Source organism: Paenibacillus sp. JCM 10914 (genome assembly GCF_001315105.1).
Taxonomy (GTDB): domain Bacteria; phylum Bacillota; class Bacilli; order Paenibacillales; family Paenibacillaceae; genus Paenibacillus_AQ.
Genome location: NZ_BAZR01000021.1, coordinates 66,405 through 83,534, shown reverse-complemented (window position 1 = coordinate 83,534; position 17,130 = coordinate 66,405). Strand labels below are relative to the sequence as shown.

Annotated in this window: 15 protein-coding genes; 8 read left to right on the top strand and 7 right to left on the bottom strand. The window is 48.1% G+C overall.

From position 1 onward, the window contains the following. Nucleotides 1-158 precede the first annotated feature (158 nt). From gcvT to gcvPB, 3 genes are read left to right on the top strand one after another with little or no spacing between them, the layout of a single operon-like run. Nucleotides 159-1,271, top strand: a complete 1,113-nt coding sequence (gcvT, locus tag JCM10914_RS19945; RefSeq protein WP_023964017.1) for a glycine cleavage system aminomethyltransferase GcvT — start codon at nucleotides 159-161, stop codon at nucleotides 1,269-1,271. Then, the gene (gene gcvPA / locus JCM10914_RS19940) at nucleotides 1,268-2,620 is read left to right on the top strand and encodes an aminomethyl-transferring glycine dehydrogenase subunit GcvPA (protein WP_023964016.1); all 1,353 of its coding nucleotides are present in this window, start codon (nucleotides 1,268-1,270) and stop codon (nucleotides 2,618-2,620) included. Before gcvT ends, gcvPA begins: the two co-directional genes overlap by 4 nt. Further along, on the top strand, nucleotides 2,617-4,074 hold the full coding sequence (gene gcvPB, locus JCM10914_RS19935; protein ID WP_023964015.1) for an aminomethyl-transferring glycine dehydrogenase subunit GcvPB: 1,458 nt from the start codon (nucleotides 2,617-2,619) through the stop codon (nucleotides 4,072-4,074). Before gcvPA ends, gcvPB begins: the two co-directional genes overlap by 4 nt. 173 nt (nucleotides 4,075-4,247) lie before the next feature. Here the strand turns inward: gcvPB and JCM10914_RS30740 are convergent, their stop codons facing one another. Beyond that, nucleotides 4,248-4,802, bottom strand: coding sequence for a hypothetical protein (locus tag JCM10914_RS30740; protein ID WP_231638715.1), 555 nt, complete (start codon nucleotides 4,800-4,802; stop codon nucleotides 4,248-4,250). A gap of 26 nt (nucleotides 4,803-4,828) precedes the next feature. Next, complete coding sequence (locus tag JCM10914_RS30735) at nucleotides 4,829-5,839, bottom strand: YcdB/YcdC domain-containing protein (protein ID WP_023964013.1); 1,011 nt, start codon at nucleotides 5,837-5,839, stop codon at nucleotides 4,829-4,831. Nucleotides 5,840-5,960: 121 nt separating this feature from the next. Here JCM10914_RS30735 and JCM10914_RS19925 point away from each other — a divergent pair, with 121 nt between their 5' ends. The 3 genes from JCM10914_RS19925 (at nucleotide 5,961) to JCM10914_RS30725 (ending at nucleotide 7,740) form a co-directional block, all read left to right on the top strand. Continuing rightward, a complete protein-coding gene (locus JCM10914_RS19925; protein ID WP_023964012.1) occupies nucleotides 5,961-6,743 on the top strand; it encodes an arylamine N-acetyltransferase in 783 nt (260 codons plus the stop codon). Between the two features lie 212 nt (nucleotides 6,744-6,955). Further along, nucleotides 6,956-7,294 carry a hypothetical protein gene (locus tag JCM10914_RS30730; RefSeq protein ID WP_231638714.1) on the top strand — a complete coding sequence of 113 codons (339 nt, stop codon included), beginning with the start codon at nucleotides 6,956-6,958 and terminating at the stop codon, nucleotides 7,292-7,294. Next, on the top strand, nucleotides 7,291-7,740 hold the full coding sequence (locus tag JCM10914_RS30725; RefSeq protein WP_023964011.1) for a D-alanyl-D-alanine carboxypeptidase family protein: 450 nt from the start codon (nucleotides 7,291-7,293) through the stop codon (nucleotides 7,738-7,740). The genes JCM10914_RS30730 and JCM10914_RS30725 overlap by 4 nt, the downstream gene beginning before the upstream one ends. Before the next feature lie 124 nt (nucleotides 7,741-7,864). Here the strand turns inward: JCM10914_RS30725 and JCM10914_RS19915 are convergent, their stop codons facing one another. Continuing rightward, nucleotides 7,865-9,424 carry a HEAT repeat domain-containing protein gene (locus tag JCM10914_RS19915; protein WP_023964010.1) on the bottom strand — a complete coding sequence of 520 codons (1,560 nt, stop codon included), beginning with the start codon at nucleotides 9,422-9,424 and terminating at the stop codon, nucleotides 7,865-7,867. Nucleotides 9,425-9,570: 146 nt separating this feature from the next. Here JCM10914_RS19915 and JCM10914_RS19910 point away from each other — a divergent pair, with 146 nt between their 5' ends. Then, nucleotides 9,571-10,437: an AraC family transcriptional regulator gene (locus JCM10914_RS19910; protein WP_036719176.1), complete on the top strand. Its 867-nt coding sequence runs from the start codon at nucleotides 9,571-9,573 to the stop codon at nucleotides 10,435-10,437. A 237-nt stretch (nucleotides 10,438-10,674) separates the two neighbouring features. Here the strand turns inward: JCM10914_RS19910 and JCM10914_RS19905 are convergent, their stop codons facing one another. The 3 genes from JCM10914_RS19905 to JCM10914_RS19895 all read right to left on the bottom strand — a co-directional run bounded on the left by JCM10914_RS19905 (nucleotide 10,675) and on the right by JCM10914_RS19895 (nucleotide 12,789). Beyond that, entirely contained in the window at nucleotides 10,675-11,151 is a 477-nt protein-coding gene (locus tag JCM10914_RS19905) for a nucleoside deaminase (RefSeq protein ID WP_023964007.1), read from the bottom strand. Nucleotides 11,152-11,311: 160 nt separating this feature from the next. Beyond that, nucleotides 11,312-11,965 (bottom strand): response regulator transcription factor, encoded by a 654-nt coding sequence (locus tag JCM10914_RS19900; protein WP_023964006.1) that lies wholly within the window; start codon nucleotides 11,963-11,965, stop codon nucleotides 11,312-11,314. Continuing rightward, the gene (locus JCM10914_RS19895; RefSeq protein WP_023964005.1) at nucleotides 11,962-12,789 is read right to left on the bottom strand and encodes a sensor histidine kinase; all 828 of its coding nucleotides are present in this window, start codon (nucleotides 12,787-12,789) and stop codon (nucleotides 11,962-11,964) included. The genes JCM10914_RS19900 and JCM10914_RS19895 overlap by 4 nt, the downstream gene beginning before the upstream one ends. Before the next feature lie 233 nt (nucleotides 12,790-13,022). On the opposite strand from JCM10914_RS19895, the gene JCM10914_RS19890 reads away from it, so the two are divergent. Next, the gene (locus tag JCM10914_RS19890) at nucleotides 13,023-13,865 is read left to right on the top strand and encodes a hypothetical protein (protein WP_023964004.1); all 843 of its coding nucleotides are present in this window, start codon (nucleotides 13,023-13,025) and stop codon (nucleotides 13,863-13,865) included. 63 nt (nucleotides 13,866-13,928) lie between these two features. Here the strand turns inward: JCM10914_RS19890 and JCM10914_RS19885 are convergent, their stop codons facing one another. Beyond that, the gene (locus tag JCM10914_RS19885; RefSeq protein WP_023964003.1) at nucleotides 13,929-16,832 is read right to left on the bottom strand and encodes a discoidin domain-containing protein; all 2,904 of its coding nucleotides are present in this window, start codon (nucleotides 16,830-16,832) and stop codon (nucleotides 13,929-13,931) included. Nucleotides 16,833-17,130: the final 298 nt, after the last annotated feature.

Below are 17,130 nucleotides of genomic sequence, written 5' to 3'. Positions count from 1 at the left end.
ATATCTTACATGATGTGTGAGGCAACTCTCAGGTACAAAGGACAGAGCAGAACGACCATGATGCGAGCACGTGCTTATTTGAGCACCGCTTGGCAGGTCTTCTGTCTGTCCTTTTTTGATGCTCTCCAAACAATACATCCCCTTAACGAGGTGAAGAGATGAGTTCATTACAACGTACACCGCTATACCCTCTGTATGCGGATTTTCCTTCCGCGCGCTGCATCAATTTTGGTGGTTGGGATTTGCCGGTACAATTCACTGGTATCGTACAAGAGCATTATGCCGTTCGTAAGCAAGCGGGACTGTTCGATGTGTCTCATATGGGTGAATTCATCGTTACAGGAACTGATGCCGAGTCGTTCATCCAGCGGATGACGACGAACGATGTCACCAAATTGCAGAGCGGTCAAGCGCAGTATACGCTGATGTGCTATGAGAATGGCGGAACGATAGACGACCTCCTCGTCTATAAGCTGGCTAACGAACAATACATGCTGGTCGTGAACGCCTCCAACATTGACAAGGACTTGGAGTGGCTCCAGCAGCACCTTGCCGGTGATGTCAGCATTCAGAACGTTTCGGCAGAAACTGCACTGATTGCACTTCAAGGACCCGCAGCAATGGCGATATTGTCCGCCGTCACACCCGAGAACCTTCACGAATTACCTTCCTTTCACTTCATTCAACAAGCCCAAGTATGCGGTTCTGCCGCCCTGTTATCCCGCACCGGTTACACCGGAGAAGATGGTTTTGAGATCTATTGCTCCGCCGAAGACGCGGCGGCCATATGGAAAGGCCTGCTTGCTGTTGGTGCACCCCATGGACTGGTGCCGACAGGTCTTGGCGCGCGCGATACGCTTCGCTTCGAAGCGAAACTGCCGCTTTACGGCCAAGAGCTGTCCAGCACGATTTCGCCGCTGGAAGCAAGTCTTGGATTTTTTGTGAAGCTGGATAAAGGTGACTTCATCGGACGTGACGCTTTGCAGAAGCAGAAAACGGATGGCGTTCCCCGCAAGCTCGTAGGAATCGAGTTGATAGACCGAGGAATTCCGCGTTCCCACTACACGGTTCACAACGAAGCAGGCGCGACTATCGGCGAAGTGACTAGCGGAACGCAGTCTCCGTCGCTTAAGCGGAATCTGGGGCTGGCCCTGATCGAAACCTCCTACGCTGCATTAGATACCGAAGTTTGGGTTGAAATTCGTGGCAAACAACTGAAAGCCATCGTTGTGAAGACCCCATTTTACAAAAGAGGAGCTGCCTTAACATGAAGCATCGCTACTTGCCGATGACCGAGCAAGATCAGGCCGAAATGCTGTCAGCAGTCGGTGCTGAAACTATCGAGGAATTATTCGATGACATTCCAGCAGCCGTTCGTTATGACGGCGTCCTTCCGATGTCTACACGTCTTGGAGAGCCGGAATTGCTGAAGCATATGCGCAGTTTGGCGGACCGTAACGCCGATTTCGAACGTTATGCTAGCTTTCTGGGCGCCGGTCTGTACGATCATCATATCCCGGTCGTCATTAATCATGTTATTTCCCGTTCTGAATTCTATACGGCCTACACGCCTTACCAGCCCGAAATTAGCCAAGGCGAACTTCAAGCGATCTTCGAATTCCAGTCGTATATATGCGAACTGACCGGGATGAAGGTAGCCAACGCCAGTATGTATGACGGATCGACAGCACTGGCCGAGGCCGCGGCGCTGGCAAGTGGCGCCACTAAGCGCAAGAAGATTGTAGTATCTCGCGCCGTGCATCCGGAAGCCAGAGAAATCGTTCTCACTTCGGCACATGGCCTCGGTCTTGAAGTCGTGGAGGTGGGCTGCATAGATGGTGTTACCGATCAGGAAGCGCTGTCAGCAGCGATCTCGGACGATACGGCGGCCGTCTTAATTCAATCGCCAAACTTTTTCGGTTGCATTGAGGACGTCAAATCGATCGAGCCACTCGTTCATGGACAAAAAGCATTACTCGTTATGAGTGTCAACCCGCTCTCGCTTGGCTTGTTGGAATCTCCGGGAGTGCTGGGGGCCGATATCGTTGTTGGGGATGCCCAGCCCCTCGGTATTCCTGCCTCACTGGGCGGGCCAACTTGCGGTTTCTTTGCGGTATCTGAGGCGCTTATGCGCCGAATTCCTGGTCGTATTGTTGGCCAGACCGTCGATCAGGACGGTAAACGCGGATTCGTTCTCACGCTGCAAGCGCGCGAGCAGCATATCCGCCGGGAGAAAGCAACTTCGAATATTTGTTCAAACCAGGCGCTGCTGGCCCTCTGCGCCTCTGTCTACATGTCGACCCTGGGTAAGGCAGGTATGCAGGAAGCCGGACTTCTGAATGTACGCAAGTCACATTATGCTGCTGAGCAGGTATCTCAAGGTGCCCTTTCCCTTCCATTCAGTGCCCCGTTCTTCAATGAATTTGTCGTGCAATTGCCGGAAGGAACCGATATGAAAGCCGTCAACCAGAAACTGCTCGCTGCCGGATACATTGGCGGATATGATCTTGGATCTGCCTATCCCGAGCTGCAAGGCTGCATGCTCATAGCCGTGACGGAACGGCGGACGAAGGAAGAAATCGATCAGTTTATCAACGAATTGGAGGCGATCGCGATATGAAACCGGAAAAAGCACTCATCTTTGAACTCAGTAAGCCCGGCCGTGTCGCCTACTCTTTGCCAGAATGTGACGTTCCTGAAGTGGACCTAGGGTCGCTCATTCCTGAAGGTCTGCTTCGCAGCAAACCGGCTGAACTGCCGGAAGTATATGAAGTCGACGTGATCCGTCACTACACGGAATTATCCAGACGCAACTTCGGCATCGATAACGGCTTCTATCCGCTCGGTTCCTGTACGATGAAGTACAATCCGAAGATTAATGAGGATGTTGCCCGTTTTGCCGGCTTTGCCAAGATTCATCCATACCAGCCCGAGGAGAGCATTCAAGGCGCGATGGAGATGCTCTATACCTTGCAGAACGATCTAGCAGCCCTCACCGGCATGGATCAAGTCACGCTTCAACCTGCAGCAGGCGCCCATGGGGAATGGACGGGACTGATGTTAATCCGCGCCTACCACGAGAGTCGTGGAGAGAAACGTACCAAGGTGATCGTCCCGGATTCCTCCCATGGTACCAACCCGGCGAGTGCTACAGTAGCTGGCTATGACACCATAACGATCAAATCCAACGAGCGCGGCATGGTCGATCTGGATGCCCTGCGCGCGGTTGTCGGTGACGATACCGCTGCCTTGATGTTAACGAATCCGAGCACGCTCGGTTTGTTCGAAGAGCAAATCGTTGAGATTGCTGAGATCGTCCACGAAGCGGGCGGATTGCTCTATTACGATGGAGCGAACTCCAATGCGATCATGGGGATCACCCGTCCGGGAGACATGGGCTTCGATGTTGTGCATCTTAATTTACACAAGACAATGAGCACACCGCATGGCGGCGGCGGTCCTGGTGCCGGTCCGGTTGGTGTCAAAAGCCTGCTCGTGCCTTTCCTGCCGAAGCCGATCGTCTCCAAGCGCGAAGACGGTACATTCTATTGGGATTATGACCGTCCGCAATCCATTGGTCGCGTGAAGGCGTTCTATGGCAACTTCGGTATTCTGGTTCGCGCTTATACGTACATCCGTACCTATGGTCCGGATGGCTTGCGCCGAGTATCTGAACTCGCTGTGCTGAACGCCAACTATATGATGCACCGCCTGGCGCCTTATTACGAAGTTGCTTATCCGGGTCTGTGCAAGCACGAATTCGTACTCTCTGGTCGCAAGCTGAAGGAATACGGGGTCCGCACGCTCGACGTCGCCAAACGCTTACTCGATTTCGGTTATCATCCGCCAACCATTTACTTCCCGCTGAACGTGGAAGAATGCATCATGATCGAGCCAACGGAAACCGAAAGCAAAGAAACCCTCGACGGCTTCATCGATACGATGATTCAAATCGCGAAGGAAGCTGAAACCGATCCGCAACTGGTTATCAACGCTCCCTACACCACCGTAGTGAAGCGTTTGGATGAGACTACCGCCGCCCGCAAGCCGGTACTGAACTGTACTTGCGGTTAACTGTTTCTAAAAAAAGGATGTCCCTACTGCCAGTTTAATTGGCTGCGGGGACACCTTTTTTTGTGCTGTGATGCTACAAGTCCTTATGAGGGACTTGTGGCGCTAAATCGCCACCATTCTCGACCTGCAAGTCCTTATGAGGGACTTGTGGCGATGAGATGAAGCGGTATCTACTATGTCCTGCACCAAATCAACTCTCCACTCTTCGCATCAATATACTCTAATGTCCTCTGAGTCTCATGCGCCACCTTTGTCTCTTTTGGCGTAAGGATCGGGTCAAAGATCAAGCGATAGCTTCGCGTACGATCGTCATAGAACCACTTTAAGTCAACCTCTAGCTGATCGACATACCTACTCAATGCTTCTTCAGAAGAAATCACTACTTCAAAGCGGCATGCCTTCAGTTCACGGATTAGCTCCATGGAAACTCCTCGGTAAAGAAGCACTTCACCCGTAATCTTGCATACAATGATCGATGCTCGCTCTAACTTCACGCGGTATTGATCAATAAAGAGCGGTAAGAAGAACCATTCCCGATCATTTAGCTCTGTCTCTTCCAGTTCCTCTTCGTGTGCATCCATTACTGTACGTTCAACTTCTAACTGTAGATACTCCGCATATTCCGGGAACACTCGCTGCAAAAACACTTCCGCTCGGTTCCAGCACTGCTCCCGAGTATATGTTACTTTACCTTCCTGATCCGTTCGGTTATTATGATAACTCTCCACTCTTCCTGTCAATTTATCGATTTGGATCATATAGGCAGCATTGAGATTCCGACGAGCATTGGCCATGTTCTGTCTATGTAACCATCAACGGATAAGGGATCAGCTTGGGGATGATCTTGAGTGTCCCCAACGTCCCATGTGTCGAAATACAGTAAAATCAGATACTCTTCGTCTTCCTTCGGCTCATCCATAACATAGCGCTCCGTATCAATACCCAGACACCCTTCCCAGAAGCCGATCAAATCGTTACCTACATCTGGACACTTATTAAGCATGTTGTTCCGATCAATCAACGCAACCTTTCGGTTGTCCTCTTGCATACGAATAATAGGATAACTTGGTGGAACTAAATCATGCTCCAAGCCGTAAAGAGGCTCACCTGTAATCGCATCAATCACCCGACGCCCCTGAACGGGCTCATAGACCAAGTGATGCTGTGGATTCGTCTCTCTCATTTCATATAGGGTTGGCTCAAGGGTCGTAATGATCAACTGCATGTGCAGATCTTTAACGATTCTTTGCCTAGAAGTCTGAGCATTAACGATCTGTGCAGGCCATGTAGGCAGCTTTAAACCACGAGATTCCTCCACACGATACCGCACCACACGCAACAAGCGGTCTAGCTTCACTTCACAACCTGTATGCGGGAGAGGAAGTCCGCCAACTTCGACTCTAAACTGTACATAATAGTATCCTCGCCTAACCTCCGCATAAACCGAGGTCAACGCACGATAATCAGGGTGATGTTCTACCATGTACCCTTTAGATACTTCTATTGCGCGCTCTATCTCAGGGTCACTGCTTACTATCAACATGTCTTGTTCTTGATGAATATCCAATTCCATCAATTGTCCCGTATCCAGGCATAATGAGATTTCAATTCCATGATATTCATCCTCGGGGTCTTCCCAGATGAACTTTCTTGTTGTTTCATCTAATCCAGTAGATGTATTGTCCTCCATCACCAATTGAAAGTGTTCGGGAATATGGGTGATTGCCTTAGCTGTAGCTCGAAGAACAGACTTATCCAGCGGCATGTATCCTCTTGCCTCCTCCTACGACTTCTCTATTGGAAAGCACTATTATATGATATAAAGTATATAATTAATATGGCTATCATCTAGTAAGCCGACTAATTCCGAAAGAAGCGGTGATTGAATGAGTAACCCGATCAACAATCTGGACGTTAACCCATATCTTGAACGGATTGGATACACAGGTCCAATTGTGAATAGTGCTTATATGCTTGCAAGACTACAGGAACAACATGTACATACCGTTCCTTATGAGAATCTGGATATCATCAACCATGTACCGCTTTCACTAGATATTCCCCACCTGTACAATAAGATTGTAACCCAGCACCGCGGAGGATACTGCTTCGAATTGAACGCCTTATTCGGATGGCTGCTTCAGGAGCTTGGTTTTAAAGTCACCCATTATTTCGGGCGTTTCTGGCGGGACGAGACCGATACCCCGGCCAAACGGCGGCATCACATTCTTTTAGTAGATATCGGAGATCAGCAGTACATCGCTGATGTTGGAGTTGGTGGAGCCGGTCCTCGTCAGCCGCTAGAGTTAGTCGATGGATTGGAGCAGGTACAAGGTAACGAAACGTTCCGGCTTATACAGACCGAAGCATATGGGTGGATGCTTGAAGAATGGAAGAAAGAAGCTTGGGAACCGGTTTTCTCTTTCACCCAAGAACCCAACCTGCCACAAGATTTCATCACCACTTCCTTCTGGTGTGAATTTGCTCCGGAATCTCCCTTTAACAAGACAGCCCGGGTATCGATTCGCACTGCAGACGGTCGCAACACCGTGGATGATGATGAGTTCCGGATTTACAAGAGCCACGGCGTCCATACCTTTAAGCCTGTCAATTCACAGGAGTATGCAAATGCACTTTACACATACTTCGGTATCAAAATGCCGAACTAACATGAGGCGGGTCCCGATCTGTGAAGTAGAATAGACATAGACATTTGGATACCCCCTTGATTATTCCGATGAATTCTAGAGGGCCGGTACTCATTAGATTCCATCTATTCTATTTTTTATTTATTTTGTTTACAAGTCAGAAACAAGTCAGAGATTCTATCGATATAACCCTCGTATATACTCAGAGAGTAGCTAACGAGGAGGGACTTCATATGCATCATAAATTCATCAAATCCATCATACCTGCTGTCATTATAGGTTCAATTGTCACAAGCGTAGCCTTTTCCGGTATCCTAAATGGATCCGGCATCGGACAGGTTGAAGCTGCCGCTGCATCTTCTTCCAGCTTATCGTTCACTAAGTTTTTGGAAAACAACGCTCCCAACCGGACGCTGAAGTATATTAATGGAGTTACTACGGTCACCAATCTATCAAGCACGGTTGTGCTCGTCAACAAACAGAGAAACCTGCCTTCCATTATGTGCCGCAAGATTTGGTCGTGCCCCGTATTCCATTCAGCTTCTCGGGACCCAGTCCCAAAAAACAAATGAAAAAAATTGCAGCAAATGCTCTTGAAAAACTGTTCGCAGCCGCCAAAAAAGACGGAATCGATCTCAAAGCCGTTTCGGGCTTTCGATCCTACGCGACGCAAAAAGCCATATTCGAACGCAACGCCAGTATCAAGGGTGCGGCTGTCGCTAACAAAACAAGCGCACGTCCGGGACAAAGCGAGCATCAGACCGGATTGAGCATGGATATCTCCAGTGCTTCCGTGGGTTATGCGCTGGAGCAAAGCTTCGGAAATACCAAGGAAGGCAAATGGCTGAAAGCCAACGCCCCGAAATACGGGTTTATTATCCGTTATGGAAAAGGTCAGGAGAAATTAACCGGCTATTCTTACGAACCTTGGCATGTCCGTTATGTAGGTGTCTACATTGCCGGAGAAATTACGAAACAAAATCTGACGCTGGAGCAATATCTGCAAAAAAACCAATAGTCGTAAATCAAGCAGCCAGTTTTTGACTAACAAGATGACATATGGCTCTGCTAAGCAAAAAAAGATGTGGTCTATTAGACTCACATCTTTCTTTTTTACCTTGTGGGTAGTCATACTTAGAGCGTTAGAATGTGCTCACCTTCGTTGTGTCCGGACACCATCTGGCGGATCGATAATATCGAATCAAGACATCAATTGCTTCGGGAGTCCGCAGATGAGTAAGCGTTTCGAAGGCATATGCCCTCACATAACGGTCCTCGCTATGGAGAGCCTGCTCCAAGGAACGGATAACGATGGGAACATCCTGGTCCCTTACGGTACGAAGTAATGACAATGTCGCAGTATATCCTAGCTTATTCAGGATATAGCCCTGCTGGCTCACGTCCACTCCATCTGATCCAATTGTTCCTTCTGACTCTTCACGTAACGAATCTTCCAATACCTGTGCCAAAGCCGGACATACATCGCCATCCTCATTCCCGATCATGCCCAGTGCTTCGATTGCATTTCGCCTTACCCATTCACTTTGATCCTGCAAGCAGGCAATCAATGCGGACACCACCTCAGGAGTCGAAGGAACGATTGAGCCCAGCACGAAAGCAGCCAATGCTCTACGCTTCTCGTTGGCGTGTTCCAGTAACGTAAGCAGCCCTGGGATGGCTCTTGCACCGGCACCTTGCAGTCCGTAAGCCGATCTTTCCGCGATTTGCGTTGTCCCCTCAGAGATGTGACGAAACAATTCATCGATTCCAGCAGAACCCAATTGACTGAGTGCATAGACGGCATTCAAGGCTACCGGTTCCTTATCATTCAACAATCGACTCAGCTCAGGTGCCAATATTGCAACTGATTCACCTAACACCCCGGCTTGGTCTGCTGCCGTGGCACGAATAGACTCGTCGTCGGATTTAAGATCTTGTACCAATTGCCCTATCTGGGATTCATCAACCGCTGTACCCGGCTCACCATGAGCCGATTCACCGCGCATCCAGTTCCATATGTCCCTCCACACATTCAAATGCGCATAAGGAGCTCCCGACGGAATCTTCATCTCTTGGACTTGATGATTCCAACTCGGATATTCGGGTGCACGTAATCTGACGAACTGAAACTTCAACATATAACGATCCAGGTCAGATACGTTGAGCGAGGCTTTATGCCATAGATCAAAATGCACCAGAACCATCGTTCCCGCTTTGCCCGTTGGCAGCAGCGTCTCACCCTGATTACCGATGAACTTCTCGTAATAGGAGGTGCCGGGCATAATGGCGGTCGGTCCCATTTCCTCGGTGATATCCTGCATGTAATAAAAAATCATCGCCCACCATGGACGGTGGCTCCGCATACTGGACCAGTAACCGTCTTTGTGCCATTGCCCGCCTCCCGGGAGTTGATCTCCCGGCTGATTATAATGGCAATGTCGATGCGGATGCATATAGTAATCCGCCCCGAGCACGCTGGTTAATGCACCCTTTACGACGGGGGTTTCGAAGAACTGCTGAATCTCGGGAACACGGGGAAGAATGTTGTTGCCGGGATTTCCTTCTTCGTGCAAGACACCATGGATTTTGTTCCTGACGCTACCATGAAGCTGATCTGGCAATTCGTTGTGAAGCACCACATATCCCTTGGTGATAAATTGCATGATTTGTTCATCTGTCAACAGATACTTGCTGTCTAACATATCAGTTCCCTCCTCTTGCCTGAAATGAATTCAGTGTTAGTATAGCAATCGTCTCTGTCACTGTATTTACATAAACGTCAGGGTTTTGTACAATCGTCATACGAATATGAAACAAAATCTTTACTGAAGGATGTGAAACCAGATACGTGGATTTTGCCATCTTCCATCCCTACGTACTTTATGCCACTCGATACCCATTTTCCAAAGGTCAAAGCAATATTAACCGCCACTGTTATTCGTCATCGTTATACTTAATAACAGAGGGTAAAGGCATGATCCGCACCTGCGGCCGTTCGTACCATACCGATCCAGGTTCCCTTGTATATATCCCGGCCGGTCAGCCTCACGATTGGTTAGCGGACAGTCAAGACCCCATGGTTCATGCTTGCTGTTATTTTGACTGGGCATATGTCGATCGACGGGCATTATCCGATCATCCCAGCGTCATTTGCTATGATGCATCTCAGTTGAGTCCTTCATTTATAGGTCCCACTTTTCCCTACACCATACCCGAAATGATGAGAGTAGAGAAGGTAAAGGTGTGGAGCGATCACTTTGAGAAGTTTTACACCGGGAACCAATTTGAGAATGAGCATACCTATATGCGCAGCGTAAAGATCCAAAGTCAATTCCTGCAATTCATTGAATATTTTCTTACATTCGCATTAAAAGATGAGTTTATTCCCGATCGCAGGATGAACAAGCTTCTAGAGCGATTGGATCAGGATCTCCTGCACGGCAAGCTGCGGCCATTAGAATCATATTACGAAGAACTTCGAATCAGCAGAGGTTATTTTTTCGAGTTGTTCAAAAAATCGACGGGCTTACCTCCCACACAATATATCAACCAGTTCAGACTCAACCGGGCCAAGGATGATCTGCGCAATACGGATATCAGCATCACGGAGATTGCCGAGAAGTACGGCTTCTCTTCGATCCATTATTTCTCGAAGTTGTTCCGTCAACTTAACGGCATGTCACCACTCGAGTATCGGAGAGATCGAGTGGATTGACATGTGGGTGTCGCGGCAACCTAATCATCCACTTTCATCCCATCGATACACAAAAAAACAAGCCTTAGAATCGCTTCTAAGGCTTGCTCGAATCGTCAATAATTCAAATCTTTACTTGTCGCTTCAATGCATCTAATCCGGAATTTCTTGCTGTATTGGTGTACCATATTCACGTTGCATTTCCACCGGATAACATCTTACGCACAACGAAGGTGCAGGGGCCCTGGTTTCAAATTTTTAATATTCTATTTTACGGTCCGCTGATTGCCATGCTTGAAATGGAAGCAAGGAATCCGCAATCTGGATTTGTATCATCGGAATGGAACGCTGCTCCATCGGCAGTTGTATCTCATCATATATAAAATGATCATCAAAGCCAATCTCGGCCGCATCCCTCTTCGTGCTCGCATAATAAACGGCGTCAGGTCTGGACCAATAAATCGCCCCGAGACACATGGGACAAGGTTCACAGCTCGTATAAATCACGCATCCTTTAAGCTGAAAGTCCCCGATATGCGCACATGCCTGCCGTATAGCTTGAACCTCAGCGTGTGCTGTGGGATCATTCAGCGCCGTAACCAGATTACGGCCCCGCCCAATCACTTTACCGTCTTTGACCACAATGGCTCCAAAAGGTCCACCCTCTACATGCTGTACATTCTGATAAGCTTCCTCAACCGCAATACGCATCCAATCATTATGTTGATTACTCATCGTGATCATCCCTCCCTTAATTTCAACACCAGATTATTACAATCATAGCATATCATTCTACTTCATTTCCTCCATCAAGTACATTAAGTTATCGTTACCCGTATTAGCTTAAAGGGGTGTCACGTAAGATCATATGATCTTGCGTGACACCCCCTTCTTGCTACCACTTGCCCATCCAACCCTGCTCATACGCATAACGGGTAAGCTGAACACGGTTCTCCAAATGAAGCTTCTGCAATATATTTTTCAGGTGATTCTTAACCGTGTTCTCTGAAATTCTTAATCGGAGAGAAATATCCCGGTTGGACAGGCCTTCAGCCACCAATCCGAGAATTTCCCGTTCTCTTGTCGTTAACGGGCTTTCAGTTGTATTCGTCTGCTCTCCCGTCGAGAACTCCTTCAAAATACGAAACGCTAACTCGCGGTTCATCGGAGCTTCGTCCACGGCAATGGCTCTCAAATACTCGTGCCAGGACTCCGGATTCAAATGCTTCAACAGATAGCCTTGAGCCCCCCTCTTCAGAGCATCAAATAGATGAGTAATGTCGTCAGACACCGTCACCATCACAATTTTGACATACGGGAAATTATCCTTCACCCGTTTCGTTGCTTCCAACCCTCCAATGCCAGGCATCTGAATATCCATCAGTATAATATCGGGCATCCAAGTCCCGGTCAGTTCAACCGCCTCTTCCCCACACTGTCCCTCTGCCACCACCTCGAAAGTCGGATCACTGGCGAGGATTGTTCGAATCCCTTCTCTGGCCAGATCACTATCATCAATAATGAGCACTCGAAAAGGCTGACTTCTCATCGACCATTCTCCTTCTGTATGCTAATAATCGTGTTCTCATTGAAACGTTCGATGTCAAAGTTCCATCCCATATGCTTCGCCCGGTCTCGCATAATCTTGATTCCATAATGATTCGTAGCCTTCAATAGCTTATCTTGAGAGAACCCTTTCCCGTCATCACGTACATGGCATTCCCAGCCTGTACGAGTCGCCCGAGCGAGAATATCAACCTTACTGGCCTCTGCGTGTTTGTGAATGTTCAACAACGACTCACGGATCGAAGCAAGTAGTTCGACCTTCTCTTTGTCCGACAGCATCGCATCAGGTATTTCCCACTCGATATTAAATTGCAAATCCGTTTCCTGTTTTAATTCCATGATTAAGCTGTTCATGCTGTGCATCCAAGGTATCGCTCCGGGATCAGCAGGCTGCCGCAGATTCGCGATCGCTCCCCTGACATACGAGTTCGTTCGATGGATGCTCTCTTTTATATCCTGGAATGCCGTATCATTCCGATCGATCTTCTCGATTCGGTCGATCTGCGCGCTGAGGAGGAACAAGGATTGAGCAATGCCGTCATGAAGCTCTCGTCCGATTCGTTCACGCTCCTGCATGGCAGCTTGCATCGCTCTTGCTTCATTCAATTCTTCCTGGTTGCGCTCAATCAGCGCGAATAATTGTGTCAAGAACAAGATGGATACGAGAAATACAATGACCGGGGCTAGTAAATTACCCAAATCCATCGATATATAAGACAACAGAAACTCATGACGAACATATTCCCAGATGCCTATCGTTAAAGTTGGAATGACAAGTATCAACCATTTCATTTGTTTATAGGACATAACCTGCCTCCAATTCCTGATTTTAAAATCAATCTCTCAATCATATGATAAACCAAAGCGTATCTCTATATTGTATCGATTATGGACAACTTTCGAAATGACTCGAAAGAGCTACTCGACTCCTTGATTTAACTACTTCAACTTCAACCTATTTACATTATAAGTAAATGACGCTTATATATAGATATGAAGTATCCGTTCATTCCATTTCCGATGAAGGGGGCTGCAGTGACATGGAGCAAAAAATTGCAGTAATTATTATACACGGATTGGGAAGACAGAAGAAGAATTATGCGGATAAGTTCATGAAAAAGTTATACGAGACGTTCTCGCAAATCTCCGGTATTCCACCATCGCAATTAGCCATCGAGGCCGTACACTGGGCAGACGTCTTTGCACCGCGTGAAGATGAGCTCATACGCAACACGATTGAACCTTATCAGCTTCGATATCGCCGGCTAAGACAATACGTCATTCAAAACCTGGCCGACGCCGTGGCCTATCAACCCGTTGAATCAGTTGAACAGAATTATGAAGCGGTTCATCTCACGATCAGTGCAGCGTTAAACAGGTTGACGCTCACAGCTGGACCTCAAGCCCCCTTATGTGTCATCTCACACAGTCTTGGAAGTGTCATCGCCAGCAACTACTTCTACGACCTGCAATTCTCATCTCGTGGTCATCGTCTCATTACGGATCCGACTTCCCCACTCGAGCGTGGTGAACTATTGACGCTATTCTATTCTTTGGGTACTACGTTACCCCTCTGGAGCTTACGATATCGCGATTTCGACAAACCAATTCAGGTGCCTTCCCCATATCTGCAAGACTACCATAACCAGCTTCTTGGCGAATGGGTTAACTTCTATGATCAAGACGATATTCTCGGTTATCCTCTCAAGGGTATCAATCATGCCTATGCGCAGGCGGTTCACAAAGACGTGGCTGTGAATGTCGGGAACTGGCTCAAGAGCTGGAACCCACTCTCCCATAGCGGCTATTTCTATAGTAAGCCTATTATAGAGCATATCTCCGCTAATCTCGATGCAACCTGGCGTAGTATCAATCACAAATAGAACGCAAAATCAAAGCCATGACCCTCAAATGGAATCATGGCTTTAATTCACGCTATTTATTTTTTACTGATAGACATTGAACTCCCGTACGGACCACCAATTCGAAACGGTGCCGGTCTGCACAACTTTGATGAACCGTGCTTGTTGTCCGTTGAAATTAACGGTGACAACGGGGGCATTACCCGTACCGCTCGTGATCGCATTCCCCCAACTCACACCGTCATTCGATACATAAACTTCATAACCGCGTGCGTAATCATCGTTACTGCCCGTAGAATCCATAACGATTTTGCTGAAGTTCTTTACGCTCTTCATATCAATGATCAAGTACTGACCTGGAGCCATGGGTGTACCGGTACTCCAGCGTGTCGCCATATCTCCATCCAACAAGTTGGCGGGCGCATCTCCGCTTGTAGGGTTAGAGGATGCGGTCCATGATGTCCGATCGAGTACAGCACCACCTCCACTGTTCTCCGTGCCATAAACATTCAATTCCGAAATAGACCACCAGCTTGAGGCTGTGCCGGTCTGAACGATCTTGATATACCTTGCATGTTGATTCCCTACGTTCGCGGTCACAACCGGTCCGCTGCCATTCCCGCTAGTGATTGCATTTCCCCAATTCGCTCCATCCTGAGATACGTAGACCTCATATCCACGAGCATAATCATTGTTACTCCCCGTAGAATCCATAACGATTCGATTAAAGCTCTTGGCAGCGTTCATATCAATGATTACATACTGTCCCGGGACCATCGCTGTCCCGGAACTCCAGCGTGTTGACAGATTGCCGTCCAACATCTGGGCAGGTGCATCTGCACTTGCGGGAGAGGATGTCGCAGTCCAACCCGTACGATCCAGTGCCGCACCTCCACCGCCGCTGCCGGGAGCCGTAATCGCAGTTGCTGCGTTACTGAATCCGGATACATTGCCCGCCGCATCTCTTGCTCTCACGGTATAGCTATACGTCGTTGCAGCCGTTAATCCGGTATCTGCATACGAGGTTTGGGTTGAACTGCCCGTTAACGTTCCATTACGATATATATCGTATCCGGTTACGCCCACATTATCCGTAGCTGCAGACCAACTGAGATTAATTTGACTGCTGCTGACGGCTGTAGCTGTGACATTGCCCGGGACCGTGGGGGCAACCGTATCCCCGGGACCGCTGCCATTCCCGCTGAATTCGACTACGGTTTGCCGCATCGCTTCCGCAGGTGAGTTGGCATACACTCTGCCACCTGTATTGTTGATCACATGCGTAATCTCACTGCCCGGTGTTCCGTTTAGCCAGATCGTGGTAGCATGATGAATCTTCACTCCTGTAGCATTCGGCACTTCGATTGCACTTTGGAGCTTTACTGGAGCATCTCTGAAAAATGAATACACACCCAGCCCCCAAGCCTCATGATTGGTCACATGATCCGCTACTTTATACGAAGCAAATCCGTTGACACTCCCATTATTGCTCATCCAGGACTGCTGATTCGGCACATCGTATGGAATTTCCGATTGGTAAAAATACAACCGACCGCCATTACCGTTCCATACCGTTTGGTATTCATTATGATGTTCATTAAACAAACCATATAACGTTACGTTATTACCGTTTACAACCAGACCGTTCTTGGAGACATTGCTGTTCCAGCCTGCACCTGCCCCGTGATCCGCACGCCAGATCCAGAAGTGATCCCCAATCACGTTGTGACTGTTAATCACGATCCCCTTATCATACTTGCCGTTGGTGGCTCCTCCGGTTCTAACGGTAATGTCATGCAACGATGTAGGATTGGCTGCATGAGAGCCGTTACTTCCAGACGGTCCGATCTCCAGCATTACCGGAGATTCCAACGGTCCTGCATCAAGTACTATACCGGCAATCTTCACCCCATCCACATCCGCTACGGACATGGCTACTTTTCCATTGTCCGGGATGATCGTCGGAAGACCGATTCCAAGCACGACGGTATTCGGATTGTTGACACGTATCGTATCATTCAGATGATAGTTGCCAGGTGTAAACAACAGGTGCTTGCCTTGACTTAGTGCATTGTTAATACTTGACGCCGTCGCCGTGCCCGGCTGTGCGATGTAGAATTGATCGATGGAAATCGACTGTCCAGGCGTAGAGCCGTTAGCCCAGCTCACGCCTTTGGTATTCGTTTGAAGCGATGGGACGAATACCTGATATTGTCCAGCCTGATTAACGTACAGGTACGGTTTCTCTCTAATCACAGGTGTCCGGTCTACTACGGTGTAAGGTGGATCCGGGAATTGACCTGTCGGTGTATTGTTGCTTCCTACAAACACCATATTCCATACCCCATTGTTCCAATTTGCCCACGAGCTGTTACGAGAGAACCACTGTTGCTGCGATGCCGGCACTACGATTCCATCAACAATGGAATCCGCCAGGAATCCCCCGCTGGCCCAGCCAGCATTCCAGTTGTTATCGAAATCGAACAAATCCAGTTCTCCTTTGACGTGAAGACGGCGAAGCGGAGCTGCTTGAGATACTGCAATTTGCGTTTTCCCGCTGGAAGGCGTAATGGTCAAGTTCTCGATGGTACGCCAGAAGTTACGGGTGGCATTCCCGTTATCCCAATCTGCATTGACATTCAACCCTCCGGTAATATTGACCGCTGATGGATTTTGACCGAGTCCTGCAACATGCGTATAAAAACCAACGTTAAAATTCACGTTATACGTCCCCGGCTTGAACAGAAATGCGTAGCGATTGCTGCTGAATTCATTTGACTCCATCTGATTGTAGACCGTGCTTGTAATGTTATTGATTTCGGCTGTCGGTGTGGTTGGATCAAATACGTATACGTTTGGTCCAAAAATGGTTGAATTCGCCGCTGTAATCTCGACATCTGCCGCTTCTGACGGTTTGGGGTTAGCCGAATATAGCCCGAGCACGATAGCCAGAATAGAAATGGATGAGACAACCTGTTTCAAGTTCAAGAATGTTACCTCCTTTTTTTACCAACAAGATTCAGTACAACCCTTCACATGCACGCTAGTCTTCAGAATCCGTAACTCCTTTCATAAGTAAGCGTTTGCAATTTAGTGCTGTAATCAATTCACCTTCTTTCTCTGGAAGGCTTCTGTCCATCATGCTTAAAGATGCCGCAATGCATGACATGAAGAGTAACATTCCAGTTATATTGCCACAATTATCGGTCCAATTAGAAATTTATGGTATGGGTTGAATTTTAGATGTCAGGTATGATTTTTACGAAAATGCCGGATGAAGACACCG